Genomic DNA, 26,299 nt, shown 5'->3' with positions numbered 1-26,299 from the left:
ACCGGTCCCGGCCGGTTCCGGCGGCCCCGGCCCCGGCCGGTGGGCGGCCGTCAGCTCTTGCGGTGGCCTATCAGCCGGGGCTTGGGCTCCAGACCGTCCAGACCGTTCCAGGCGAGATTGACCAGATGCGCGGCCACCTCGGCCTTCTTCGGCTGCCGGGCGTCCAGCCACCACTGGCCGGTCAGCGCCACCATCCCCACCAGCGCCTGCGCGTACAGCGGGGCCAGCTTCTGGTCGAAGCCCCGGTTCTTGAACTCCATGCCGAGGATGTCCTCGACCTGGGTGGCGATATCGCTGATCAGCGAGGCGAAGGTGCCCGTGGACTGCGCGACGGGGGAGTCCCGGACCAGAATGCGGAACCCGTCCGTATACCGCTCGATGTAGTCCAGCAGCGCGAACGCCGCCTGCTCCAGCAGCCCCCGGGGATGGCCCGCCGTGAGCGCGCCCGTCACCATGTCCAGCAGCTGGCGCATCTCGCGGTCGACCACCACCGCGTAGAGCCCCTCCTTGCCGCCGAAGTGCTCGTACACCACCGGCTTGGAGACCCCCGCCCTGGCGGCGATCTCCTCCACCGAGGTGCCCTCGAAACCCTTGTCGGCGAAGAGCGCCCGACCGATGTCCAGCAGCTGTTCCCGGCGCTGCGCGCCCGTCATCCGCACCCGGCGGGCCCGCCGGCCCGTCCGGTTCTTCTCCGTGCCATTACTGCTGCTGCCGTCGGTCGCCACGTCTTCCATCATGCCGTGTCGGCTGATGTGGTACTGCGACGGGCTTCGATCCTCGAAGAGCTGGGCCAGCGCACGTCAGAGGCCCATCCCAGCTGCTCGAACCAGCGGATCAGCCGGGCGCTGGAGTCCACCTGGCCGCGCAGCACACCGTGCCGCGCGCTGGTCGGGTCCGCGTGGTGCAGGTTGTGCCAGGACTCACCGCAGGAGAGCACCGCCAGCCACCACACATTGCCCGAGCGGTCCCGCGACTTGAAGGGCCGCTTGCCGACCGCGTGACAGATCGAATTGATCGACCAGGTCACATGGTGCAGCAGCGCCACCCGCACCAGCGAGCCCCAGAAGAACGCGGTGAACGCGCCCCACCAGGACATCGTCACCAGACCGCCGACGATCGGCGGGATCGACAGCGACAGCATCGTCCACCAGATGAAGTCGCGGGAGATCCGGCGGATCGCCGGGTCCTTGATCAGGTCCGGGGCGTACTTGTGCTGCGGCGTCTGCTCCTCGTCGAACATCCAGCCGATGTGGGCCCACCACAGGCCCTTCATCAGCGCGGGCACCGTCTCGCCGAACCGCCACGGCGAGTGCGGGTCGCCCTCGGCGTCCGAGAACTTGTGGTGCTTGCGGTGGTCGGCCACCCAGCGCACCAGCGGACCCTCCACCGCCAGCGACCCGGCGACGGCGAGCGCGATCCGCAGTGGCCGCTTCGCCTTGAAGGAGCCGTGCGTGAAATACCGGTGGAAACCGATGGTGATTCCGTGGCAGCCGATGTAATACATGACCACCAGCAGGCCGATGTCCAGCCAGCTCACCCCCCAGCCCCAGGCCAGCGGCACCGCCGCGATCAGGGCGAGAAAGGGCACCGCGATGAACAGCACCAGGGCGATCTGCTCGATCGACCGCTTGCTGTCACCGCCGAGCGTCGCCAAGGGAAGATCGCCCGCACCCGGCTCGGCGACCCCCGACTCCGGGACGTCGTCCTTCAACTCGGGACTTGTTGTCATAGTGGGGTCCCCTGTGGGGTGAGAGAGAGATGACCACGCCCAGGCTACGGATCCGTAACCTACGGCTTCGTAAGTATGTCAGCGCGCCGCCCCACGGCAAGGGCCCTGTGGATAACCCCGGAGAGTCGGGCCCCTATCCTGGGTCACGTCGGACAGCGCGGTCCGCAGCCTCCAGTACCCCTCCAGACGTGCTCAAACACTGCAAGGAGCCGCACCTGTGAGCAGTGCCGACCAGACCCCGACGGCCAGCGCCGAACTCCGGGCCGACATCCGCCGACTGGGCGACCTCCTGGGCGAGACCATCGTCCGCCAGGAAGGCGCCGAACTGCTCGACCTCGTCGAGCGTGTGCGCGCCCTCACCCGCAGCGACGGCGAGGCAGCAGCACAGCTGCTCGGCGACACCGATCTGGAGACCGCCGCCAAGCTGGTGCGCGCGTTCTCCACCTACTTCCACCTCGCCAACGTCACCGAGCAGGTGCACCGAGGCCATGAGATGCGCGAGCGCCGGGCCGCCGAGGGCAGCCTGCTCGCCCGCACCGCCGACCGGCTCAAGGACGCCGACCCCGAGCATCTGCGCGAGACCGTGCGGAACCTCAACGTCCGGCCCGTCTTCACCGCCCACCCCACCGAGGCCGCCCGCCGCTCGGTGCTCAACAAGCTGCGCCGGATCGCCGCCCTGCTCGACGCGCCGGCCGCCGCCGCCGACCGCAGGCGCTACGACCTGCGGCTCGCCGAGAACATCGACCTCATCTGGCAGACCGACGAACTGCGCGTGGTGCGGCCCGAACCGGCCGACGAGGCGCGCAACGCGATCTACTACCTGGACGAGCTGCACGCGGGCGCGGTCGGCGACGTCCTGGAGGACCTCGCCGCCGAGCTGGAGCGCGTCGGCGTCGAACTGCCCGCCGGCACCCGCCCGCTCACCTTCGGCACCTGGATCGGCGGCGACCGCGACGGCAACCCCAACGTCACCCCCGCCGTCACCCGCGAGGTGCTGATCCTCCAGCACGAGCACGGCATCACCGACGCGCTGGAGCAGATCGACTCCCTGCGCGGACAGCTCTCCAACTCCATCCGCTACACCGGGGCCACCGAGGAGCTGCTCACCTCGCTCCAGACCGACCTGGAGCGGCTCCCCGAGATCAGCCCCCGCTACAAGCGGCTCAACGCCGAGGAGCCCTACCGGCTCAAGGCCACCTGCATCCAGCAGAAGCTTGTCAACACCCGGGAGCGGCTCGCCCGCAACACCCCGCACGAGCCCGGCCGCGACTACCTCGGCACCGCCGAGCTGCTGGCCGACCTCACCCTGATCCAGACCTCGCTGCGCGAGCACCGGGGCGGCCTCCTCGCCGACGGCCGCATGGACCGCACCATCCGCACCATCGCCGCCTTCGGCCTCCAGCTCGCCACCATGGACGTCCGCGAGCACGCGGACGCCCACCACCACGCGCTGGGCCAGCTCTTCGACCGGCTCGGCGAGGAGTCCTGGCGCTACTCCGACATGCCGCGCGAGTACCGGCAGAAGCTGCTCGCCAAGGAGCTGCGCTCGCGCCGCCCCCTCGCGCCGTCCCCCGCGCCCCTGGACGCGGCCGGACAGAAGACCCTCGGGGTCTTCCTCACCGTCAAGGAGGCCTTCGAGCGCTTCGGCCCCGAGGTCATCGAGTCGTACATCATCTCGATGTGCCAGGGCGCGGACGACGTCTTCGCGGCCGCCGTCCTCGCCCGCGAGGCCGGACTGATCGACCTCCACGCCGGCTGGGCCAAGATCGGCATCGTGCCGCTCCTGGAGACCACCGACGAGCTGCGCGCGGCGGACGTCATCCTCGACGGAATGCTCGCGGACCCCTCGTACCGCCGGCTCGTCTCGCTCCGGGGCGATGTCCAGGAGGTCATGCTGGGCTACTCGGACTCCTCCAAGTTCGGCGGCATCACCACCTCGCAGTGGGAGATCCACCGGGCGCAGCGCCGGCTGCGCGACGTGGCCCACCGCCACGGGGTGCGGCTGCGGCTCTTCCACGGCCGCGGCGGCACCGTCGGCCGTGGCGGCGGCCCCTCGCACGACGCCATCCTGGCGCAGCCGTGGGGCACGCTGGAGGGCGAGATCAAGGTGACCGAGCAGGGCGAGGTCATCTCCGACAAGTATCTGATCCCCTCGCTGGCCAGGGAGAATCTGGAGCTGACGGTCGCCGCCACGCTCCAGGCCTCGGCCCTGCACACCTCGCCCCGCCAGTCGGTGGAGGCGCTGGCGGGCTGGGACGCGGCGATGGACACCGTCTCGGACGCGGCGCACGCCGCCTACCGGGCCCTGGTGGACGACCCGGACCTCCCGGCGTACTTCTTCGCCTCGACCCCGGTGGACCAGCTCGCCGATCTGCACCTGGGCTCGCGCCCCTCGCGCCGCCCGGACAGCGGCGCGGGACTCGACGGCCTGCGGGCCATCCCGTGGGTGTTCGGCTGGACCCAGTCCCGGCAGATCGTGCCGGGGTGGTTCGGGGTCGGCTCGGGTCTCAAGGCGCTGCGGGAGGCCGGGCACGGCGATTCCCTCGCGGAGATGCACGAGCGCTGGCACTTCTTCCGCAACTTCATCGCCAATGTCGAGATGACGCTGGCGAAGACGGATCTGCGGATCGCCCGGCACTATGTGGACACCCTCGTCCCCGAGGAGCTGAAGCACGTCTTCGCCACGATCGAGGCGGAGCACGCGCTGACGGTGAGCGAGGTCCTGAAGGTCACCGGCGGCGCGACCCTGCTGGAGGCCAACCCGGCGCTCCAGCAGACGTTCGCGATCCGGGACGCCTATCTGGACCCGATCTCCTACCTCCAGGTCTCGCTGCTGGCCCGCCAGCGCGGCGCGGCGTCCCGCGGTGAGAGCCCGGACCCGCTGCTGGCGAGGGCGCTGCTGCTGACCGTCAACGGTGTCGCGGCCGGTCTGCGCAACACCGGCTGAGTCCCCAGCCCTTACGCGCGGCCCTGTTCTGCCGTCCCTGCCCGGTGCTCACGCGTGTGTGAGCGCCGGGCAGTGGCGTGTACGGGGGTACGGGGCACTCGGGGCTCAGAGGGTGACGAAGGTGCCCACCAGGACCACGCCGCCGATCCCGGCGCTCGTCCACGCGACTCTCGGCAGCCCCACCCCGCCGCCGATGATCACCGCCGCGAGCAGCAGCGCGCCGCCCAGCGGCAGCCAGGCGTGGAAGATCCCGCCGGCGCCCCGGCGCACGACCTCGTCGGTGCCGGGTTTCACCACGACGGAGAGCTTCGCGCCCTTCTTCACGGCGACCGACTTGCCGATGGTCAGCCCGGGGCGGGAGGCCGCCGCGGAGTCCGGGGCGAACCGGCCCGAGCAGGTCTCCTCGCCGCAGCCGTCGACGGTGATGGTGCCGTGCTCACGGCCCTTCGCGAGCATGACGTGCTGGGCGGTGCCCCACGAGGCCCAGCCGCCCGCGACCAGCAGCAGCAGCGCGACCAGACTCATGGCAGCGCGGCGGCTGTGGAGGAGCATGCGACTCATGGGGCGCGATCCTTGGGCATCGGGGTGCGCCCGGTCAACCCGTCGCGGGGACTTGCCTCGGTTGTCAGGAGTTGTACGTGCCCTGGGCCCGCTCCAGGCCCTCGGAGATCAGGGCCTCCACCGCGTCGGCGGCGCGGTCCACGCAGTAGTCCAGCTCTTTGCGCTCGGTCGAGGAGAAGTCCTTCAGGACGAAATCCGCGACCTGCATCCGGCCGGGCGGGCGGCCGATGCCGAACCGCACCCGGTGGTAGTCGGGGCCCATGGACTTGGTCATCGACTTGAGGCCGTTGTGCCCGTTGTCCCCGCCGCCGAGCTTCAGCCGCAGGGTGCCGTAGTCGATGTCCAGCTCGTCGTGGACCGCCACGATGTTCGCGGTGGGGACCTTGTAGAAGTCCCGCAGCGCGGTGACGGGACCGCCGGAGAGGTTCATGTACGACATGGGCTTCACCAGCACCACCCGGCGGCTCGCCGGTCCGGGCGGGCCGATCCGCGCCTCCACCACCTGGGCCTGGGCCTTCGGGGCGCGCTTGAACGTACCGCCGACGCGGTCCGCGAGCAGGTCGGCGACCATGAAGCCGACATTGTGCCGGTTCGCCGCGTAGTCGGGGCCGGGGTTGCCGAGGCCCACGATCAGCCAGGGGGCGTTCACGTCGGTGGTGGTCATCGGAGCGTCTCCATCCGGACACTCGGCCGCCGCCCGACACGGTGTGGTGTCGGGCGGCGGCCGAAGAGAAGGTTCCAGCGGGCGAGGATCAGGCCTCGGAGCCCTCGGTGCCCTCGGAGTCGGCGGCCGGCTCCTCGGCCTGGGCGGCCAGGACCTGGAGGACGACGGCGTCCTCGTCGATGGCCAGGGTGGAGCCCGCGGGCAGCGGGATGTCCTTGGCGAGGATGGACGCGCCGGCCTCGAGGCCCGCGATGGAGACCGTGACGGCCTCGGGGATGTGGGTGGCCTCGGCCTCGACCGGCAGCGTGTTCAGCACGTGCTCGAGCAGGAAGCTGCCCGGGGCCAGCTCGCCCTCGGTGTGGACGGGGATCTCGACGGTGACCTTCTCGCCGCGCTTGACGACCAGCAGGTCGACGTGGACCAGGCTGCCGCGGATGGCGTCACGCTGGACGGCCTTCGGGATGGCCAGCTCGGTGCGACCCTCGACGTCCAGGGCGATCAGCACGTTCGGGGTGCGGAGCGCGAGCAGCAGCTCGTGGCCCGGCAGGATCACGTGGACGGGGGTGCCACCGTGGCCGTAGAGAACGCCGGGGACCTTGTTGTCACGGCGGACACGGCGGGACGCGCCCTTGCCGAAATCGCTGCGGACCTCTGCGGCGAGCTTTACCTCGGACATGTGCACTCCTCGTAAGACAGACGGATCTGATGGTCACCCGGCCATGAATGGCCTGCTACGCCTGCTGCGAAGAGCGCGTCGATAACGGACCGCCGCACCTGATGTGCGACCTCCCTCGCCGAGCAACCCGGACAGTCTAGCCGGGCCCGCCCCCGCGCACCCAATCGATCACGGACGCCCGCCCCGGACAGGCCGAAGGGCCGTGCCCCCGGGCGGGGGACACGGCCCTTCGGCACGTGGATCAGAACTGCTCGTCGAAGAGGCTGGTGACCGAGCCGTCCTCGAAGACCTCGCGCACCGCGCGGGCGATCGTCGGGGCCATCGAGAGCACCGTGATCTTGTCGAGCTCCAGCTCGCTCGGGGTCGGCAGGGTGTTCGTCAGGACGAACTCGCTGACCTTCGAGTTTTTCAGGCGGTCGGCGGCCGGGCCGGAGAGGACTCCGTGGGTGGCCGTCACGATCACGTCCTCCGCGCCGTTGGCGAAGAGGGCGTCGGCGGCGGCGCAGATGGTGCCACCGGTGTCGATCATGTCGTCGACCAGGACACAGATCCGGCCCTCGACATTGCCGACGACCTCGTGGACGGTCACCTGGTTGGCGACGTCCTTGTCCCGGCGCTTGTGGACGATGGCCAGCGGCGCGCCCAGGCGGTCGCACCAGCGGTCGGCGACGCGCACACGGCCGGCGTCCGGGGAGACGACGGTGAGCTTGCTCCGGTCGACCTTCGCGGCGACGTAGTCCGCGAGGATCGGCAGCGCGAAGAGGTGGTCGACCGGGCCGTCGAAGAAGCCCTGGATCTGGTCGGTGTGGAGGTCCACGGTGAGGATCCGGTCCGCGCCGGCCGTCTTCATCAGATCGGCGACGAGGCGGGCGGAGATGGGCTCGCGACCGCGGTGCTTCTTGTCCTGGCGGGCGTACCCGTAGAACGGCACGATCACGGTGATGCTCCGGGCGGAGGCCCGCTTCAGAGCGTCGATCATGATCAGCTGCTCCATGATCCACTTATTGATGGGAGCCGTGTGGCTCTGCATCAGGAAGCAGTCGGCGCCGCGGGCGGACTCCTGGAAACGGACGTAGATCTCGCCGTTCGCGAAGTCGAAGGCCTTGGTCGGCACCAGGGTGACGCCCAGTTGATGTGCGACTTCCTCGGCCAGCTCGGGGTGGGCGCGGCCGGAGAAGAGCATCAGCTTCTTCTCGCCGGTCGTCTTGATCCCGGTCACAGCACTGTCTCCTCAGAGGGGTGTTCTCTGGCCGCGCGGGTGATGGGGACGCGAGCCAGCCGAATTTGTGTGCATGTATCACGGTACGCCGAGTTCGGCATACCTGTTTCCGGTCAGTTCTCTCCGGTGGCCCGTTCGGATACCGCTTCGGCGGCCTGCGCGGCGGCGCTGCCGGGCCGCTTCCGGGCGACCCAGCCCTCGATATTCCGCTGCTGGCCCCGGGCCACGGCGAGTGAACCGGCCGGTACGTCCTTGGTGATGACGGAGCCGGCGGCGGTGTAGACGCCGTCCCCGACCGTGACCGGTGCCACAAACATGTTGTCCGCTCCGGTCCGGCAGTGGGAGCCGATCACCGTGTGGTGCTTGACCTCTCCGTCGTAGTTCACGAACACGCTGGCCGCGCCGATGTTCGTGTGGTCGCCGACCGTCGCGTCCCCCACGTACGACAGATGGGGGACCTTGGAGCCCTCGCCGATCGTGGCGTTCTTCATCTCGACATAGGTCCCCGCCTTGGCCTTCCTGCCGAGGCGGGTGCCGGGACGGAGATAGGCGTACGGGCCGACGGAGGCTCCGTCGCCGACTTCGGCGGACTCGGCGACCGAGTTGTCCACGCGGGCGCCGTCGCCCACGGTGGTGTCCTTCAGACGGGTGTTGGGGCCGACCTCGGCGCCCTCGCCGAGGTGGGTGGCGCCCAGGAGCTGGGTGCCGGGGTGGACGATGGCATCGGGCTCGAAAGTGACGGTGACGTCGATCAGGACCGACGCCGGGTCGACGACGGTGACCCCGGCGAGCATGGCCTGCTCCAGGAGTCGCTCGTTGAGCAGTCTGCGGGCCTCCGCGAGCTGTACGCGGTTGTTGATGCCCAGGATCTCACGGTGGTCGCCGGCCACGGAAGCGCCGACCCGGTGACCGGCCTCACGCAGTATCCCCAGGACGTCGGTGAGGTACTCCTCGCCCTGGCTGTTGTCGGTGCGCACCTTGCCGAGGGCCTCGGTGAGCAGCTCTCCGTCGAAGGCGAAGACCCCGGAGTTGATCTCCCGGATGGCGTGCTGCGCGGGGGTGGCGTCCTTGTGCTCGACGATCGCGGTGACGGCCCCGCCGCCGTCCCGCACGATCCGGCCGTAGCCGGTGGCGTCGGGGACCTCGGCGGTCAGCACCGTGACAGCGTTGCCGTCGGCGTTGTGCGTGGCGGCGAGCGCGGTGAGGGCGTCGCCGGAGAGCAGCGGGGTGTCTCCGCAGACGACGACGACGGTGCCCGAGAGGTCCTCGTCCAGCGCCGTGAGGGCGGTCCGGACGGCGTGTCCGGTGCCGCGCTGCTCGGCCTGGTGGGCGGTGCGGATCCCGGGGTGACGCTCGGCGAGATGGGCCGTGACCTGGTCGCCCGCGTGCCCGACGACGACGACCAGATGCCGGGGGTCCAGCTCACGGGCGGCTGACACGACATGTCCGACGAGCGAACGCCCGCAGATGTCGTGCAGAACCTTGGGGGTCCTCGACTTCATACGGGTGCCCTCACCCGCTGCGAGGACGACGACGGCTGCCGGGCGGTTGGCGCTCACGGGAATGCCCTTCGGCTTCGGGTGGTGGACATCCGAAGGATACCGGGGTGCTTACCGGAGGAAATAAAGGGCGGGCCGGGCATCCGGGCAGGACTGCCGAGGGGCGAGGGCTCCCCCGCCAGGACTCGAACCCGGACAAATGGCACCAAAAGCCACTGTGCTGCCGATTACACCACGGGGGACAGCGGGCCGACGGGCCGGTCGTGGTGACCTGGCTCTCCGACCAGCAACCCACACTATGCCGTACCACCCGCCTCTCTCGCGACGGTACTTGTCCATGGTCTTTCCCCGCGGCCTTCCCCGCGCTCCCCGGGACACCGCCCCGGCGGGCGGGCGGCGACCGGGCGGCGACCGGGAAAACCACTCGCGCCCGCCCGTAGGCTGAGACGCATGACCACAACGGGGGCACACCGGGAGGCCACGGGTTCGACCACCCGGGCCTGGCTGTGGTGGGGACGCCGACGCAGTGCCGCGCTGGACGTGGGACTCGCGCTGTTCTCCGCCTTGGAGTGCGCTGCCGAGGGTGCGTGGTTCGCGGACGAGACCGCGACGCCCGTTCCGCTCGGAGTGCTGTTCGGACTCTTCGCGGGGTCCGTCCTTGTCGTACGGCGGCGCTGGCCGATCGCCGTCGTCCTCGTCTCGGTGGCGGTCACGCCCGCCGAGATGGGCTACCTCATGGGCCTCGTCGGCCTCTACTCGCTCGCCGCCTCCGACGTGCCGCGCCGGATCATCGCCACCCTCGCCGGGATGTCGCTGACCGCCACCCTCATCGTGAGCTTCGTGCGGGTCGGCCAGGACGTCCGGGCCTCCGACCTCGCCGAGCCCGGCGACTGGTACGTACCGCTCATGGCCAGCTTCATCGCGGTCGGCGTCGTCCTCCCGCCCGTCCTCTTCGGCCTCTACATCGGGGCCCGCCGCCGGCTCATGGAGAGCCTGCGCGAGCGCGCCGACAGCCTGGAGCAGGAGCTGCTGCTGCTCGCCGACCGCGCCGAGCAGCGCGCCCAGTGGGCGCGCACCGAGGAACGCACCCGTATCGCCCGCGAGATGCACGACGTGGTCGCCCACCGGGTGAGCCTCATGGTCGTCCACGCGGCGGCGCTCCAGGCGGTCGCGCCCAAGGACCCCCAGAAGGCCGTCAAGAACGCCGCGCTCGTCGGCGACATGGGCCGCCAGGCCCTCACCGAGCTCCGCGAGATGCTCGGCGTCCTGCGCACCGGCGACGGCGAGCGCCGCACCGGCGCGCCCGTCCCGCTCGCCTCCGTCGGGGCCGCCGCCGCCGCTGCCGCCGCCCGGGGCGGGGACGGGGGAGGCGGGGCGGGGCCCTGCATAGCCGATGTGGAGGACCTCGTCGGGCAGTCCCGCCAGACCGGCATGGTCGTCGAGCTGGCCGTCCAGGGCGACCCCCGCGCGTACGCCCCCGAGGTCGAGCAGACCGCCTACCGCGTCGTCCAGGAAGCCCTCACCAACGTCCACAAACACGCCGCCGGCGCCAAAGTCACCATCCGCCTCGCCCACCGCGACGCCGAAGTCGCCATGCAGGTCGAAAACTGCGCCCCCGGCCGGCCCGACCCCGCCTCCCCCGCCCTCCCCAGCGGCGGCAACGGCCTCCTCGGCATGCGCGAACGCGTCCTCGCCCTCGGCGGCGTCTTCGTCTCCGGCCCCACCGACACGGGCGGCTTCCGCGTCTCGGCGGTGCTTCCCACGGGGTAGGGGAGGCCCTGCGGGGCGCGGGTCCGTGTGGGCTGGGGGTCCGTCCCCAAGCTCCCCTGGGCTTCGCCCGGGAGGGGGTGCCCCCAACGGGCTGGACTGGACCCCTTGTCCTGGTCCGGCACCAGTCCCGAACGAGCTGGGAGCCGGCTCAACCCTTTGTGCTCAGGCCCCCGTGGTCAGCCGGACGGGCTGGAGGCCCGTGACGAGGGTGGTGAGGGCGTGGTCGATGTCGGGGCCGAGGTACCAGTCGCCGGTGTGGTCGATGCTGTAGACACGCCCCTCGGCGTCCACCGCCAGCACCGCCTGATCCTCCCCCTCCACCCCCAGCGGAGCCACCTCCGTCCCCAGCGCCCTCCCCAGATCCGCCAGCGTCCTCGCCAGATGCAGCCCCGCCAGCGGATCCACCCGCACCACCGGGGGAGCCGTCTGCCGGCCCGGCCCCAGCGCGACGATCCGCAGCCCCCCGAACTCGGCCCAGGCCTCCACCGCCGCCGGGAAGACCGCGTGCCGGTGCCCGGCGGGCGACTCGAAGGCGCGGAGGGTGTCGGCCCAGTGCTCGGCGAGCTTGATGTCCCAGCGGCCGGGCCGCCACCCCGCCTCCTGAAGCGCCGCGTCGACGGCGACCGGGAACCGGGTGGTGCTGAGGTTTTCGGGCATCGCTGCTGGTTCAGCCATTCGTGAGGTCCGTCGCGGCCGGGTCCACTGCGCGGACCCCGAAGTGGTCGAGCATCGCCGTACAGGAACGGCAGGGCGGTGCGTAACTGCCGTGCAGCGGGTCACCGTCCTCACGGATTCTGCGCGCCGTCAGCTTCGACTGCCGCAGCGCGCGCTTCGCCTCGCTGAGGGCCAGCGGCTTGCGCCGCGCCCGTTTGGAGCGGCCCGCCTCCGCCGCCGTGAGATGGCGGGACAGCAGGATCGCCTCCGGGCACCGCCCGGTGAAACGCTCCCGCCGGCCGCTGCCGAGCCGGTCCAGGAAGTCCTGTACGAGAGGGTGGAGCACCGGTGCCCGGTCCCCCTTCCCGGCGGTCGACTTGAGCGTCTCGCCGCGTACGGAGAGCGCCGCCGCGATCGCCGGCAGGATGCCGTCCCGCCGGTGGCTGAGCGTGGGCGGACCGGCCTCCTCGCCGCCCCTCCAGCTGAGACGAGGATCACCCGTCGTGGCCGGAGTACCTGCTTGCGCTGTGTGCATGGTGCTTTTGTCCCTCCCCGCACTCCCCCGAAGTGAATGAACAGCCTGCCAAATGCGACGCAGTGTGCGGTAGCTGGGTCACTGAAACGTGTCGCGCCGTCGGCGTTCGGTCACCCGTTTGTGACAGTTGGTGACCGCCGGGCCGGGCCCGCCCGGGGACGGCCCATGACCCGCGCTCCCAGGGGCCCCACCGCTTAGGCTGTCCCGGACAGTCAGTAGCCAGCAGGGGGCGGATCGCCATGACGACAGATCGGCAAGGCCTGGGGACGCCTCCCGGTCCCCGGTCCCCGGGATCCGGGGGACATCCCATATCGCCGGACGGACCCGTGAAACCGCCCAACGCGGCCTACGCCGGTCAGACCGTGCACTTCCCGGACCCGGTACGGGCCTCCCGCCACCCCCGGGGCGTCCGCGTGGACGCCGACGGCCACCCGGACTTCTCGCCGTACGCCCGGGCCGCCGCCGAGATCGCCGAGCCCCCGGCCGGCTTCGGCGTCGACGAACTGCGCCTCACCGACTATGTGTCGGCCAACGCGGCGCTGCACGCCGCCGGGCACGAGCTGTGGGACACCATCCCGGCCGTCGCCACCCCGCACGGCTGGACCTGGCACCATGTGCGCGGCACCCGCCGGCTCGAACTGGTCCCGGTCGAGGTGAAGGCGCTGCTCCGGCACCACGCGGGCCTCGCCACCACCGAGGTCGACCACGACAAGCGCGGCACCCGCCCGCTCCAGGAGATCCGGCCCGTCCACTTCGGGCTCCCCAAGGGCGCGCTCTCCGTCACCGAGCAGCAGCTGCTCGGCGCGGAGGAGGAGTTGGGCTACCGGCTGCCCGGCGCGTACCGCTCCTTCCTCAAGGCGGCGGGCGGCTGCGCCCCCGTCGGCGCGGCGCTCGACGCGGAGCTGGGGCTGCTGGTGGACCAGCCGTTCCTGACGATCCGCGACGAGGCGGCCGTCAATGATCTGGTGTACGTCAACAAGTGCCTGCGCGACCATCTGACCAAGGACTACCTGGGCGTCGCGTTCGTCCAGGGCGGCATCCTGGCGGTCAAGGCGAGGGGCGCGGCGATCGGCTCGGTCTGGTTCTGCGCCTACGACGACGCGCGCGACCGCGACGGTCTCCATGTGCAGCAGCGCGTGGATCAGCTGCTGCTGCCGTGCGGCGACGACTTCGACGGCTTCCTCCGGCGGCTGGCGGGCAATCCGCCGGAGCTGGAGACCGTGGCGAATCTGATGGTGGACGGCGGCTTCGCGCGCGCCGTCCCGGTCTCTGGCGAGGAGTGACGCTCCAATGGTGACCTTCGCGCAGGCGCAGGAGCGCGCGGAAGAGTGGGTCAACGGCGACGTTCCCCCGTATCAGCACCGCGAGGTGCGGGTACGGGAGTTCGGCCTCGGCTTCGTCGTCTGGGCGGAGGACCGCGAGAGCGGGGTCCGCTCGGACGGCGGTGAACAGCGCCTGGTGATAGCACGGGACAGCGGCGAGGCCTCGCTGTGGCCCGGGCTGCCGGTGGGCGAGGTGATCAGGCGGTACGAGGAGGAGTACGGCGCTCCGGCCGCCCCGGCGGGTGCGGCCCCGGCCGAGCCGCCGCAGCGGATCGACCAGAATCAGACGTCGTTCCTGCTGACCCCGCCCGAGTGGCTCCAGGAGGCGGCGAACCGGCCCGGACGCGAGAAGGCGGCCAAGCCGCAGGAGGACGACTGGCCGCTGGCCGGGCCGACGCGCAACGCCTCCCAGGCGGGCGGCGGCTCGCGCGGCGGCGACTCGGCCTGGTCCGACTCCCTGGGGGCGGGGCTGCCGGCCTCTTCCGGTTCCGGATCCCCGGGTGCCGAGCTGCCGTCGCCGGCGGCGGGTGTGCCCGTTCCCGACGCGCCCGTTGCGCCTGTTCCTGATGTGCCCGAGGTGCCCGATGTCCCCGAGACGCCTGACGCGTCCGCGACTTCTGGTTCCGTTCCGGTTCCGGCCGAGGGCGACGACGGCTCCGGAGCCCCCGGCGGAGGACCCCGTACCGGTGCGGAGACGTCCTGGACGGACACCAGCGAGGCGGCGGCGGACGACGTCTCCGTACCCCTGCCGGACACCGTGTTCTCCCCGCCCGTGCCCGGCCGGGGCGACGGCGATCCGTCCGAGCCGGCGGTGGACGCGGACGTCCCGACCGCGCTGATGCCCGGCGGCAGTCAACTGCCGCCCACGGCGGTCCGTCCGACGCTCAAGGAGACGGTGCCCGGGACCGCCCCCGGCGGGGCGGCCGACATAGCCGAGGCGGCGACCAGCAGGGCCCAGCGGCCCCGGCGCGGCGGCCCGACGACCCCGCCGCCGCCCGGGCCGCCGCCGGGCGGGCCCGGCGCGCCCCCCGCCCGCCCGGGGGCGACCCCGCCGCCGAGCGGCCCCGAGGCCCCCGGCGCGCCCGCCGCCGGATACCAGCCGACCCAGCTGAGCCCTCAGCTGCCCGCCGAGCCCGGACGGCCGCCGGGCCCGCCGCCGGAGCCGCCCGGAGCGCCCCCGGCCCCGCCCTCGCCCCCGGGGCCGCCGCCTGCGGGCGGGGTGCACCAGGCGGCGACGGTCTTCGCCGACCCCGTCCGGCCGGGCCCCGGCGGACCCGTGGTCCCGCCCCGCCCCGGCCCGCCGGGCCCGGTGCCCGGAGCCGTGCCGCCGCCGCCGCCGTCGCAGGGCGGCATGCCCCCCTCGTACGGCTATCCGCAGCCCGGGGTGCCGACCGTCGGCCCCGGCTACCAGGCCGTGCTGCGCTATCGCGCGCCCGACGGCTCGGAGGCGCAGATCATCCGCAGATCCGCGCCCGGCACCCCGCACCCGGAGTGGCAGATCCTGCACGAGCTGCGCGCGATGAACGTGCCGCCGCAGCAGGTGCTGGAACTCCACACCGAACTGGAGTCCTGTCTGCTGCCCGGCGGCTACTGCGCCCGCATGATCGGCGAGACCTGGCCCCAGGCGCGGATCACCAGCATCGCCCCGTACGGCACGGACCACACGAGCCGGCAACAGGGCATGCGTCAACTCATCACCCACCAGGGTGAATTGCATCAGGTCGCCGACGGCCCGGCGCGCCCCGCCCCGGTGCGCGCGCCGCTGCCGCAGGTCCAGCAGGCTCCGCCGGTCCCGCCGCAGGCGGTGGCGCAGGAGCTGGTGTCGGCGTTCGGGCCGCAGGGGATCCTCCGGTTCGACCAGCGGGCCGTGTCCCGTCAGGGGGTGCCGGACACCGTCGCGGCGACGCTGGTGTGGGCGGGGCTGCCGGCCGACTTCAACCCCTTCTTCTGGGCGCAGCCGGCCCATCCGGTGGTGCCGACGCTGGCCGAGCTGGCGGCTCAGCGGCAGGTCCAGGCCGCCATCGACGCGGGTTCGTACCTGGTCGTGGGCAATGACTTCGGCCGGGCCATCTGTGTGCAGTACGGGACCGCGCACATCGTCGCGGTGCCGGTGGAGGCCGCTCCCGGCGGGCGTCCCACCCCGCCGCAGTTCGTGAACAGCGGGCTGCCGGAGTTTGTGCGCTGCATGGCGCTGCTCGGCCGGATGTGGCGGTTCCGCTACGGCCTCAACCCCGAGCAGGCCGGTCGCTGGACCGTCGACTTCCAGGCGCAGCTGGCGGCGCTGGACCCGGCGGCGCTGTCCTCGCCGGACAACTGGTGGTCTGTGCTGCTGGAACAGATGTGGGACGGCCTGCTGTAGCCCGCCGCCCCGCCTCGGACACGCCACGGGGCGTCCGGTCCACGACCACGGTGGACCGGACGCCCCGTTCGCTTTCTTCTTTTGCCTGATGCCACAGTGTCGCGTTATGAGCGTTTGTTTTGTATCCGGAAGGATATGAGCACAATCGCGTAATGCATCGTTGTGGATCTGGAAAGGGACTCCAAGGATGAGCGCTGAATCGGTATCGCCTCACGGCTTCGCCGTCGTACGCCGCGGCTACCGCATGGAGACGGCCGACGCCCATGTCAGCGCCGTCTCCAAGGACCGCGACGACGCCTGGGAGAGGGCCGCCCGGCTGACCGTGCTCGCCAAGGAGATGGAGGCGGAGGCGGCCCGGCTCCGCGAGGTGGTCGGCGCGCTGAGGCCGCAGACCTACGAGTTGCTGAGCGATCGGGCCAGGGAGCTGCTGGCGCTGACGGAGGACGAGGCGTCCGAGGTCCGGTCGGCGGCGCGCGGGGACGCGCTGGCGGCGCTGGAGGCGGCCAAGGAGGACGGCCGGCGGCTGCGGGACGCGGCGCGCGAGGAGGCCGACGGGGTCCGGGCCGCCGCCGACGCGCGCGCGGAGGAGATCCTCGGGACGGCCGGGGAGGCGGCGGCCGAACGGCTCGGCCAGGCCCGCTCCGAGGCGGAGGTCCGGCGCGCCGACGCGCTCTCCGTGTGGCAGGAGACCCGGCTGCGGGCGGAGGGGCTGCTCGCCGATCTGGAGTCGGGGCAGGCCGAGCGCTGGGAGTCGCAGGAGCGCGAGCTGGCCGCCCGTGAGGCGGAGCTGGACATCCGCCACGCCGAGCTGACCACCCTCGCAGAGACGGCCGTCGAGGAGGCCGCACGCGCGCTCTCCGAGGCGCGCGAGCAGGCCCGCCACGGCCAGGAGGACGCGGAGGCCCGGGCGGCGGAGCTGCTCGCCCAGGCGCGGATGAGCGAGGAGCGCACGGTCCGTGAGACGGAACGGCTGCTGCGCGAGCACGAGGAGGCGCGGGACGAGATGAACGCGCACATGGCCCACATCAGCGACAGCCTCGCCGCTCTGACCGGCCGGGCCCCCGCCGGGGAGTAGCGCTCAGGCGGGCCGGGGGGCCGGGTCCGGATCCGGCTCGTCGGCCGCCACCGGGAAGTGGCGCGGGGCCATGAACAGCAGGACGAGAAGGGCGGCGACGGCGGCGGCCGCCGCCCCGGCATAGACATGGTCGACCGCCGCGTCCACCGCGAGCCGCAGCCGTTCGGCGGCCTCGGCGGTGAGGGAGGCCGGGTCCTCCAGGGAGCGCGAGACCGACTCCAGGTCCCCCGCGCCGCCCAGCCGGGAGGCCAGCACCGCGTTGGCCACCGCGCCGAAGAGCGCCGCGCCGACGCTCTGCCCGATCTGGCGGTAGAAGAGTATGGACGCGGTCGCCGTGCCCCGCTCCGACCAGCCGACCGCTCCCTGGACCCCGACGATCAGCGGGAGTTGGAAGATCCCCAGCGCCCCGCCCAGCAGCAGCATCAGCAGGGCCGGCTGCCAGGGGGCGGCGGGGTGCGGGAGCAGCGGGAAGGCCGCCAGACAGAGCGCGGCCAGAAAGATGCCGGTCACAGCGGTCCGGCGGACGCCGATCCGGTCCGACACCCGGCTGGAGAGGGCCGCCGTGATGGGCCAGCTGAGGGTCATCACCGACAGCACGAACCCCGCCGCCACCGGGCCCAGACCCAGCACCGACTGGGCGTACAGCGGCAGGAAGACCATCGGGGCGATCATCAGCAGCCCGAGCGCGCCGAGCGCCAGATTGACCGAGGCGATGGCCGGCCGCCGCCAGACCCAGCCGGGCAGAATCGGTTCTGCGGCGCGCCGTTCGACGAGGACGACGGCCACGGCCAGCACGGCCCCGCCGCCCAGCAGCGCGAGCGAGGGCGCGGAGAACCAGGGCCAGGCGATGCCGCCCTGGACGAGCGCGGTGAGCAGCGCCGCGCCCGCGCCGAAGATCGTCAGCGCGCCGGGCCAGTCGACTTGGGAGGCCTGCGAGGCCCGGGACCGGTGCGTACGACGGCGGGGCCCCGTCGTGCCGCCGGGGCGGCTCGTACCCCCGGGGCGGCTCGTACCGCCCGGGCCCCTGCTGTCGCCGGGGCCCCTCGTACCCTCCGCGCGGATCACCTCCGTGCCGGAGGGCTTATCGGCGGGTGCGCGACTCTCCTTCGCGAGGGCCGCCGCCGCGCGGGCGCGCGCCCGGTCGCGGCCGGGCTCCCGCAGATGGCGGGTGATCAGCCACAGCGCGACCGCGCCCACCGGAAGGTTGATCAGAAAGATCCAGCGCCAGTCGGCGTAGGTGGCGAGCAGCCCGCCGACCGCCGGGCCGGCCACCGCCGACACCGCCCACACGGTGGAGAGCCGGGCCTGGATCTTCGGCCGCTCCTTCAGCGGATACAGATCCGCCGCGATCGTCTGGACCGTGCCCTGGAGCGCCCCGCCGCCCAGCCCCTGGACGATCCGGAACGCGATCAGCGAGGCCATGTTCCAGGCGAGCGCGGAGAGCAGCGAGCCGATGAGGAAGAGGACGATGCCGGCGATCAGGACCGGCTTGCGCCCGAAGGTGTCGGAGAGCTTCCCGTACACCGGCAGCGTCACGGTGACGGCGAGCAGATAGCCGGCGAAGAGCCAGGAGAAGACGGAGAAGCCGCCGAGGTCGCCGACGATCTGCGGGACGGCGGTCGACACGACCGTGCCGTCGAGCGAGGCCAGCGCCATCGTCGTCATCAGCGCGGCGACCACCGCCTTGCGCGAGCGGTCCGCGTCCGCCGCCCCGGTGGCCGCCGGCCCGGGCACGGACAGCTTCGGTATCTCCCCCACGCCAATTCCCTTTCCCCCTGCACCTATTCCTGCCGGGGACACCCTCTCACTTGAGGTCGGCGCGACGGCAGGGCGTGAACCCCGAGGAAAGACGCCTCCTGAAGCCCGCAGCCCCTAGGGGGCGCCCCCCGCGAACGGCCGGGGCGCGTTCGTCCCGAGGGACGACGTGCCGGGCGGGGCGGGCTCCTTACGTTGTTCCTGTGCGGTGTACGGGGGTACGGGCCGCACCACCGGGGGGTGGGGAAAACCCCCGGTTCAAGACTGCGCCGGGCACCAGCGCGCCGGAGCGCCCCCGTCGGCAGACTCGAGTGGCACGCGGCAACACCCTTACAGGCAACGAAAATAGGAGACATCTCGTGACAACGGCTGTGAGCATTCCCCGGCACGGGGACACCGGAGGGCGCACGGCCGTCGCCGCGCGTGGACGCCAGGTCGTCAAGGCGTACGGCGCGGGGGAGACCCGGGTCGTGGCCCTCGACCATGTCGACGTCGACATCACCCGGGGGCAGTTCACCGCGATCATGGGGCCTTCCGGCTCCGGCAAGTCCACCCTGATGCACTGCCTCGCCGGGCTCGACACCGTCACCTCCGGCACCATCCACCTGGACGACACCGAGATAACCGGGCTCAAGGACAAGAAGCTCACCCAGCTCCGCAGGGACCGGGTCGGCTTCATCTTCCAGGCGTTCAATCTGCTGCCCACGCTCAACGCCCTGGAGAACATCACGCTCCCCATGGACATCGCGGGCCGCAAGCCCGACGCGGCCTGGCTCAACCGCGTCGTGTCGACGGTCGGTCTCTCCGAGCGGCTCAAGCACCGGCCGACCCAGCTCTCCGGCGGCCAGCAGCAGCGCGTCGCCGTCGCCCGGGCGCTCGCCGCCCAGCCCGAGATCATCTTCGGCGACGAGCCCACCGGGAACCTGGACTCCCGCGCCGGGGCCGAGGTGCTCGGCTTCCTCCGCCGCTCCGTCGACGAGCTGGGCCAGACCATCGTCATGGTCACCCACGACCCGGTCGCCGCCTCCTACGCGGACCGCGTCCTGTACCTCGCCGACGGCCGGATCGTGGACGAGATGTTCCGTCCCACCGCCGAGGCCGTGCTCGACCGCATGAAGGACTTCGACGCCCGGGGGCGTACCTCGTGACCGTCTTCAAGACCTCCCTGCGCAACTTCTTCGCGCACAAGGGCCGCATGGCCCTCTCGGCCGTGGCGGTGCTGCTGTCCGTGGCCTTCGTGTCCGGGACGCTCGTCTTCACCGACACGATGAACACCACCTTCGACAAGCTCTTCGCCGTCACCGCGACCGATGTCACCGTCCGGCCCGCCGAGAGCGACGGCGACGAGGCGGCCGAGCGGAGCGGCAAGCCCGCGACACTGCCCGCCGCCGCCCTGGAGAAGGCCAAGTCGGCCGAGGGCGTGAAGTTCGCCGAGGGCGCGGTCAACAGCATGGCCGTCACCGTCGTCAACGCCGACAACAAGGACGTGGGCCCGTCCGGCGGCCCGCCCACCATCGTGGGCAACTGGACGGAGAACGACCTCAAGTCCATGGAGATCACCTCGGGCAACGCGCCCCGGGGCCCCACCGAGATCATGGTCGACGCCGACACCGCCGAGAAGCACAAGCTGGAGCTCGGCGACGAACTGCGCGCCATCACTCCCAACGGCGACGTCAGGACCAGGATCAGCGGCATCGCCTCCTTCAAGGTCACCAACCCCGGCGCGGCCATCTTCCACCTCGACACCCCCACCGCCCAGCGGGCGCTGCTCGGGGCCGAGGGCCGGTTCTCCTATCTCGGGATCACCGCCGCCGACGGGGTGAGCAACGAGACCCTCAAGAAGAACGTCGCCGACGCGCTCGGCGGCGGCAAGCTCACCATCAAGACCGCCGAAGAGGCCACCGAGGAGGGCCGCGACGAGATCGGCAAGTCCCTCGACGTCCTCAAGTACGCCATGCTCGGCTTCGCCGGGATCGCCTTCCTGGTCGGCATCTTCCTCATCGTCAACACCTTCTCCATGCTGGTCGCCCAGCGCACCCGCGAGATCGGCCTGATGCGGGCCATCGGCTCCAGCCGCAAGCAGGTCAACCGGTCCGTCCTGGTCGAGGCCCTCTTCCTCGGCGTCGTCGGCTCCCTCACCGGAGTCGCGGCCGGCGTCGGCCTCGCGGTCGGACTGATGAAGATCATGGGCTCCATCGGCATGGAGCTGTCCACCGACGATCTGACGGTGAAGTGGACGACCCCGGCCGTCGGGCTCGCCCTCGGCGTCGTCGTCACCGTCCTCGCCGCCTATGTGCCCGCCCGCCGGGCCGGCCGGGTCTCCCCGATGGCCGCCCTGCGCGACGCCGGCACCCCCGCCGACGGAAAGCCCGGCTGGGTACGGGCCGCCCTCGGCCTCCTGCTGACCGGCGCGGGAGCCGCCGCCCTGCTCGCCACCTCCCAGACCGAGAAGGCCGCCGAAGGCTCCCTCTACCTGGGCGTCGGAGTGCTGCTGAGCCTCCTCGGCTTCATCGTCATCGGCCCGCTGCTCGCCGGCTTCGTCGTCCGGGCACTCGGCGCGCTCGTGCTGCGTGCGTTCGGTCCCGTCGGCCGGATGGCCGAACGCAACGCCCTGCGCAACCCCCGCCGCACCGGAGCCACCGGCGCCGCCCTCATGATCGGCCTCGCCCTGGTCGCCTGCCTCTCCGTCGTCGGCGCGTCCATGGTCGCCTCCGCCACCGACGAGCTGGACCGCAGCGTCGGCGCGGACTTCATCGTCCAGTCGGACAGCGGACAGCGGATCGTGCCCCAGGCCGAGAAGGCCCTGCGCCAGGCCGACGGCATCGACCACATCACCCGCTCCCGCGACGTCCTCGCCAAGGTCAGCACCGGCGACGGCAGCACCGCCCTGGAGAGCATCGTCGCCACCGACCCCAGCTACGCGCGTGATCTGCGCCGCGAGATGGTCGAGGGCGAGCAGGCCGACGCCTACCGCGCCGACTCCATATCCGTCGGCGAGGACTACGCCACCCGCCACAAGGTCGAGGTCGGCGACACCCTCACCCTCGCCTTCGAGAAGGGCCGCACCGCCAGGCTCAAGGTCACCGCCATCACCTCCGACGGCGGCTCCATGGACCAGGGCGTCAAATACATCTCCATCGCCACCGCCGAGAAGTACATCCCCGCCGAGCACATGCCCCGGGACTACATGCTTCTCGCCACCGCGAAGGACGGCCAGACCGAGCAGGCCCAGGCCTCCCTCAAGGCCTCCCTCGCGGACTACCCCCAGTACAAGGTCCGCGACCAGACCGACTACAAGGAAGGCCTCCAGGAGCAGATCGACCAGCTCCTCAACATCATCTACGGCCTTCTCGCCCTCGCCATCATCGTCGCCGTCCTCGGCGTCGTGAACACCCTCGCCCTCTCCGTCGTCGAACGCACCCGCGAAATCGGCCTCATGCGCGCCATCGGCCTCTCCCGCCGCCAGCTCCGCCGCATGATCCGCCTCGAATCCGTCGTCATCGCCCTCTTCGGCGCCCTCCTCGGCCTCGCCCTCGGCCTCGGCTGGGGCACCGCCGCCCAACAGCTCCTCGCCCTCGAAGGCCTCAAACTCCTCGAAATCCCCTGGCCCACCATCGCCACCGTCTTCATCGCCTCCGCCTTCGTCGGCCTCCTCGCCGCCCTCGTCCCGGCCTTCCGCGCCGGCCGCATGAACGTCCTGAACGCGATCGCCACCGAATAGCCCCCGCCGAGGGGATACGGAGGCTCCGGCTCCGGCTCCGGCTCCGGCTCCGGGAAGCTCACCACGAGCTTCCCGGAGCTTCTCGGGTGGGTGCGGCGGGTGTGGTTCGGCGGGCGGGGGGTCCGGGGGCGGGCGTACGCTGGAGGACCCCGGCCCGTGAGACGTGTCGGGCCCTTCGCGTTGCCCCTCGCTCTGCCTTCCCGGGAGGGAAACCCTTTCATGAGCCTGCACGGTCTGCTCGATGCCGTCGTCAACGACCCCGCGCTCGCCGAAGCGGTGCGGGCCGCCCGGGGCGCGGGCCGTGCCCATGTGGATCTGGTCGGGCCGCCCGCGGCGCGGCCCTTCGCGGTCGCCGCGCTGGCGCGGGACGGCGGACGCCCGGTGCTCGCGGTGACCGCGACCGGGCGGGAGGCCGAGGATCTCGCGGCGGCGCTGCGCTCGCTGCTGCCCGAGGAGGGCATCGTCGAGTACCCCTCCTGGGAGACCCTGCCGCACGAGCGGCTCTCGCCGCGCTCGGACACGGTGGGCCGCCGGCTCGCGGTGCTGCGCAGGCTGGCGCACCCCTCGGCGGACGATCCGGCGGCCGGGCCGGTGTCGGTGGTCGTCGCGCCGATCCGCTCCGTACTGCAACCGCAGGTGAAGGGCTTGGGCGAACTGGAGCCCGTCGCGCTGCGCACGGGGCAGCAGGCTGATCTCAACGAGGTCGTGGACGCGCTGGCGGCTGCCGCCTACTCCCGGGTGGAGCTGGTCGAGAAGCGCGGTGAGTTCGCCGTGCGCGGCGGGATCCTGGATGTCTTCCCGCCGACGGAGGAGCACCCCCTGCGGGTGGAGTTCTGGGGCGACGACATCGAGGAGATCCGCTACTTCAAGATCGCGGATCAGCGTTCCCTGGAGGTCGCCGAGCACGGGCTGTGGGCCCCGCCGTGCCGGGAGCTGCTGCTCACCGACGAGGTCAGGCGGCGGGCGGCGGTGCTGGCCGAAGCCCATCCCGAGCTGGGCGAACTCCTGGGCAAGATCGCCGAGGGGATCGCGGTCGAGGGGATGGAATCCCTCGCTCCGGTGCTGGTGGACGAGATGGAACTGCTGCTGGACGTGCTGCCCAAGGGCTCGATGGCGGTGGTCTGCGACCCGGAGCGGGTGCGCACCAGGGCGGCCGACCTGGTCGCGACCAGCCAGGAGTTCCTGCACGCGTCCTGGGCGGCGACGGCGGGGGGCGGCGAGGCCCCCATCGACGTCGGCGCGGCCTCTCTGCGGGGGATCGCGGACGTCCGGGACCGGGCCCGTGAGCTGGACATGATGTGGTGGTCCATCTCCCCGTTCGCCGCCGACGAGGAGCTGTCGGGCGACACGATCAAGCTGGGCATGCACGCCCCCGAGTCCTACCGCGGCGACACGGCGCGGGCGCTCGCCGACACCAAGGGCTGGCTCGCCGACGGCTGGCGCACGGTCTTCGTCACCGAGGCCCAGGGCCCGGCCGCCCGCACCGTCGAAGTCCTCAGCGGCGAGGGCGTACCCGCCCGGCTCGCCCCCAGCCTCACCGCCATCGACCCGGCCGTCGTCCATGTCTCCCGGGGCTCCATCGACTTCGGCTTCATCGATCCCGGCCTCAGGCTCGCGGTGCTCACCGAGACCGACCTCTCCGGCCAGAAGGCGGCCGGCAAGGACGGCCAGCGGATGCCGACCCGCCGCCGCAAGACGATCGACCCGCTGACCCTGGAGACGGGCGACTACATCGTCCACGAGCAGCACGGCGTGGGCCGCTATGTCGAGATGGTGCAGCGCACCGTCCAGGGCGCGACCCGCGAGTATCTGGTCGTGGAGTACGCCCCGGCCAAGCGCGGCCAGCCCGGCGACCGGCTCTACATCCCCACCGACCAGCTGGAGCAGATCACCAAGTACGTGGGCGGCGAGGCCCCCACGATGCACCGGCTCGGCGGCGCGGACTGGACCAAGACCAAGGCACGCGCGAAGAAGGCGGTCAAGGAGATCGCCGCCGACCTGATCAAGCTGTACTCGGCCCGGATGGCCGCCCCCGGGCACGCCTTCGGCCCGGACACCCCCTGGCAGCGCGAGCTGGAGGACGCCTTCCCCTACGTGGAGACGCCCGACCAGCTCTCCACGATCGCCGAGGTCAAGGAGGACATGGAGAAGACGGTCCCGATGGACCGGCTGATCTGCGGCGACGTCGGCTACGGCAAGACCGAGATCGCGGTGCGGGCCGCCTTCAAGGCGGTCCAGGACGGCAAGCAGGTCGCCGTCCTCGTTCCCACCACCCTTCTGGTGCAGCAGCACTTCGGCACCTTCTCCGAGCGGTACTCCCAGTTCCCCGTCAAAGTGCGGGCACTCTCCCGCTTCCAGTCCGACACCGAGTCGAAGGCGACCCTCGAAGGGCTGCGGGACGGCGCGGTCGACATCGTCATCGGCACCCACCGGCTCTTCTCGTCCGAGACGAAGTTCAAGGACCTGGGCCTGGTCATCGTCGACGAGGAGCAGCGCTTCGGCGTCGAGCACAAGGAGCAGCTGAAGAAGCTGCGCGCCAATGTCGATGTGCTGACCATGTCCGCCACCCCCATCCCCCGGACGCTGGAGATGGCGGTGACCGGCATCCGCGAGATGTCCACCATCACCACCCCGCCGGAGGAGCGCCACCCGGTGCTGACCTTCGTCGGACCGTACGAGGAGAAGCAGATCGGCGCGGCCATCCGCCGTGAACTCCTCCGTGAGGGCCAGGTCTTCTACATCCACAACCGGGTCGAGTCCATCGACCGGGCCGCCGCCCGGCTGCGCGGGATCGTCCCCGAGGCGAGGATCGCCACCGCGCACGGCCAGATGTCGGAGTCGGCGCTCGAACAGGTCGTGGTGGACTTCTGGGAGAAGAAGTTCGATGTGCTGGTCTCCACGACGATCGTCGAGTCCGGCATCGACATCTCCAACGCCAATACGCTGATCGTGGAGCGCGGCGACAACTTCGGTCTCTCCCAGCTGCACCAGCTGCGCGGCCGGGTCGGCCGTGGCCGTGAGCGCGGCTACGCCTACTTCCTCTACCCGCCGGAGAAGCCGCTCACCGAGACCGCGCACGAGCGGCTCGCGACGATCGCCCAGCACACCGAGATGGGCGCGGGCATGTACGTCGCCATGAAGGACCTGGAGATCCGGGGCGCGGGCAATCTCCTCGGCGGCGAGCAGTCGGGCCATATCGCGGGCGTCGGATTCGATCTGTACGTCCGGATGGTCGGCGAGGCGGTCGCCGACTACCGGGCCTCGCTGGAGGGCGGGGTGGAGGAGGAAGCGCCGCTGGAGGTCAAGATCGAGCTTCCGGTGGACGCGCATGTCCCGCACGACTACGCCCCCGGCGAGCGGCTGCGGCTCCAGGCGTACCGGGCGATCGCCTCCGCGAACACCGAGGAGGACATCAAGGCGGTCCGCGACGAGCTGGTCGACCGCTACGGGAAGCTGCCGGAGCCGGTGGAGAATCTGCTGCTGGTGGCGGGGCTGCGGATGCTGGCCAGGGCCTGCGGGGTCGGCGAGATCGTGCTCCAGGGCAGCAATATCCGGTTCGCTCCGGTGGAGCTGCGCGAGTCTCAGGAGCTGCGGCTCAAGCGGCTCCACCCGCGCACGGTCATCAAGCCCGCCGCGAAGCAGGTGCTGGTGCCCCGCCCCACCACGGGGAAGATCGGCGGCAAGCCGGTGGTGGGGCGGGAGCTGCTCGGCTGGACCGGGGAGTTCCTGACCACGATCCTCGGATCCTGACCGGCGGCCCGCCGGGCTCTCCCCGGCCGCCGCGACGGCCGGGGAGAAGTACTCGATCAGCCC

Annotated in this window: 18 protein-coding genes and 1 tRNA gene; 8 read left to right on the top strand and 11 right to left on the bottom strand. The window is 71.9% G+C overall.

Going from position 1 to position 26,299, the window contains the following annotated elements; genetic code table 11:
- Nucleotides 1-50: 50 nt before the first annotated feature.
- Together ABD371_RS00605 and ABD371_RS00600 are read right to left on the bottom strand one after the other, a co-directional pair.
- Entirely contained in the window at nucleotides 51-737 is a 687-nt protein-coding gene (locus ABD371_RS00605; protein WP_190122300.1) for a TetR/AcrR family transcriptional regulator, read from the bottom strand.
- Nucleotides 734-1,729 carry an acyl-CoA desaturase gene (locus tag ABD371_RS00600; RefSeq protein ID WP_344471409.1) on the bottom strand — a complete coding sequence of 332 codons (996 nt, stop codon included), beginning with the start codon at nucleotides 1,727-1,729 and terminating at the stop codon, nucleotides 734-736. Before ABD371_RS00600 ends, ABD371_RS00605 begins: the two co-directional genes overlap by 4 nt.
- Before the next feature lie 217 nt (nucleotides 1,730-1,946).
- On the opposite strand from ABD371_RS00600, the gene ppc reads away from it, so the two are divergent.
- Nucleotides 1,947-4,676 (top strand): phosphoenolpyruvate carboxylase, encoded by a 2,730-nt coding sequence (ppc, locus tag ABD371_RS00595; RefSeq protein WP_344471407.1) that lies wholly within the window; start codon nucleotides 1,947-1,949, stop codon nucleotides 4,674-4,676.
- 105 nt (nucleotides 4,677-4,781) lie between these two features.
- Here ppc and ABD371_RS00590 read toward each other — a convergent pair whose 3' ends face one another.
- From ABD371_RS00590 to ABD371_RS00565, 6 genes are all read right to left on the bottom strand, one after another.
- Nucleotides 4,782-5,237, bottom strand: coding sequence for a hypothetical protein (locus ABD371_RS00590; protein WP_344471405.1), 456 nt, complete (start codon nucleotides 5,235-5,237; stop codon nucleotides 4,782-4,784).
- A 64-nt stretch (nucleotides 5,238-5,301) separates the two neighbouring features.
- Nucleotides 5,302-5,901 carry an aminoacyl-tRNA hydrolase gene (gene pth, locus ABD371_RS00585; RefSeq protein WP_344471403.1) on the bottom strand — a complete coding sequence of 200 codons (600 nt, stop codon included), beginning with the start codon at nucleotides 5,899-5,901 and terminating at the stop codon, nucleotides 5,302-5,304.
- 88 nt (nucleotides 5,902-5,989) lie between these two features.
- Complete coding sequence (locus ABD371_RS00580) at nucleotides 5,990-6,577, bottom strand: 50S ribosomal protein L25/general stress protein Ctc (RefSeq protein ID WP_344471401.1); 588 nt, start codon at nucleotides 6,575-6,577, stop codon at nucleotides 5,990-5,992.
- A gap of 241 nt (nucleotides 6,578-6,818) precedes the next feature.
- Nucleotides 6,819-7,796, bottom strand: coding sequence for a ribose-phosphate diphosphokinase (locus ABD371_RS00575; protein WP_190122294.1), 978 nt, complete (start codon nucleotides 7,794-7,796; stop codon nucleotides 6,819-6,821).
- A gap of 113 nt (nucleotides 7,797-7,909) precedes the next feature.
- Nucleotides 7,910-9,355 (bottom strand): bifunctional UDP-N-acetylglucosamine diphosphorylase/glucosamine-1-phosphate N-acetyltransferase GlmU, encoded by a 1,446-nt coding sequence (gene glmU, locus ABD371_RS00570; RefSeq protein WP_344471399.1) that lies wholly within the window; start codon nucleotides 9,353-9,355, stop codon nucleotides 7,910-7,912.
- A 110-nt stretch (nucleotides 9,356-9,465) separates the two neighbouring features.
- A tRNA-Gln gene (locus ABD371_RS00565) sits at nucleotides 9,466-9,537 on the bottom strand.
- A gap of 208 nt (nucleotides 9,538-9,745) precedes the next feature.
- Here ABD371_RS00565 and ABD371_RS00560 point away from each other — a divergent pair.
- Entirely contained in the window at nucleotides 9,746-11,065 is a 1,320-nt protein-coding gene (locus ABD371_RS00560; RefSeq protein WP_344471397.1) for a sensor histidine kinase, read from the top strand.
- Nucleotides 11,066-11,227: 162 nt separating this feature from the next.
- Here ABD371_RS00560 and ABD371_RS00555 read toward each other — a convergent pair whose 3' ends face one another.
- Nucleotides 11,228-11,722, bottom strand: coding sequence for an SUKH-3 domain-containing protein (locus ABD371_RS00555; RefSeq protein WP_344472145.1), 495 nt, complete (start codon nucleotides 11,720-11,722; stop codon nucleotides 11,228-11,230).
- Between the two features lie 10 nt (nucleotides 11,723-11,732).
- Nucleotides 11,733-12,254, bottom strand: a complete 522-nt coding sequence (locus tag ABD371_RS00550; RefSeq protein ID WP_344471395.1) for a YwqJ-related putative deaminase — start codon at nucleotides 12,252-12,254, stop codon at nucleotides 11,733-11,735.
- Between the two features lie 239 nt (nucleotides 12,255-12,493).
- Between ABD371_RS00550 and ABD371_RS00545 the strand changes: the two genes are divergently transcribed.
- From ABD371_RS00545 to ABD371_RS00535, 3 genes are all read left to right on the top strand, one after another.
- Nucleotides 12,494-13,537 (top strand): SMI1/KNR4 family protein, encoded by a 1,044-nt coding sequence (locus tag ABD371_RS00545; protein ID WP_344471393.1) that lies wholly within the window; start codon nucleotides 12,494-12,496, stop codon nucleotides 13,535-13,537.
- Nucleotides 13,538-13,544: 7 nt separating this feature from the next.
- Complete coding sequence (locus ABD371_RS00540) at nucleotides 13,545-15,935, top strand: SUKH-4 family immunity protein (RefSeq protein WP_344471391.1); 2,391 nt, start codon at nucleotides 13,545-13,547, stop codon at nucleotides 15,933-15,935.
- Nucleotides 15,936-16,122: 187 nt separating this feature from the next.
- Nucleotides 16,123-17,010, top strand: a complete 888-nt coding sequence (locus ABD371_RS00535; protein WP_344471389.1) for a coiled-coil domain-containing protein — start codon at nucleotides 16,123-16,125, stop codon at nucleotides 17,008-17,010.
- Between the two features lie 3 nt (nucleotides 17,011-17,013).
- Here ABD371_RS00535 and ABD371_RS00530 read toward each other — a convergent pair whose 3' ends face one another.
- Nucleotides 17,014-18,759: an MFS transporter gene (locus tag ABD371_RS00530; protein ID WP_465270043.1), complete on the bottom strand. Its 1,746-nt coding sequence runs from the start codon at nucleotides 18,757-18,759 to the stop codon at nucleotides 17,014-17,016.
- A gap of 365 nt (nucleotides 18,760-19,124) precedes the next feature.
- Between ABD371_RS00530 and ABD371_RS00525 the strand changes: the two genes are divergently transcribed.
- The 3 genes from ABD371_RS00525 to mfd all read left to right on the top strand — a co-directional run bounded on the left by ABD371_RS00525 (nucleotide 19,125) and on the right by mfd (nucleotide 26,236).
- Nucleotides 19,125-19,913 (top strand): ABC transporter ATP-binding protein, encoded by a 789-nt coding sequence (locus ABD371_RS00525; protein WP_344471387.1) that lies wholly within the window; start codon nucleotides 19,125-19,127, stop codon nucleotides 19,911-19,913.
- On the top strand, nucleotides 19,910-22,486 hold the full coding sequence (locus ABD371_RS00520) for an ABC transporter permease (RefSeq protein WP_344471385.1): 2,577 nt from the start codon (nucleotides 19,910-19,912) through the stop codon (nucleotides 22,484-22,486). Before ABD371_RS00525 ends, ABD371_RS00520 begins: the two co-directional genes overlap by 4 nt.
- Nucleotides 22,487-22,705: 219 nt before the next feature.
- The gene (mfd, locus tag ABD371_RS00515) at nucleotides 22,706-26,236 is read left to right on the top strand and encodes a transcription-repair coupling factor (RefSeq protein ID WP_344471383.1); all 3,531 of its coding nucleotides are present in this window, start codon (nucleotides 22,706-22,708) and stop codon (nucleotides 26,234-26,236) included.
- Nucleotides 26,237-26,299 lie beyond the last annotated feature (63 nt).

It is taken from the genome of Streptomyces amakusaensis (assembly GCF_039532665.1).
GTDB classification, from domain to species: Bacteria; Actinomycetota; Actinomycetes; order Streptomycetales; family Streptomycetaceae; genus Streptomyces; species Streptomyces amakusaensis.
This window is presented reverse-complemented; position numbering and strand designations above follow the sequence as displayed.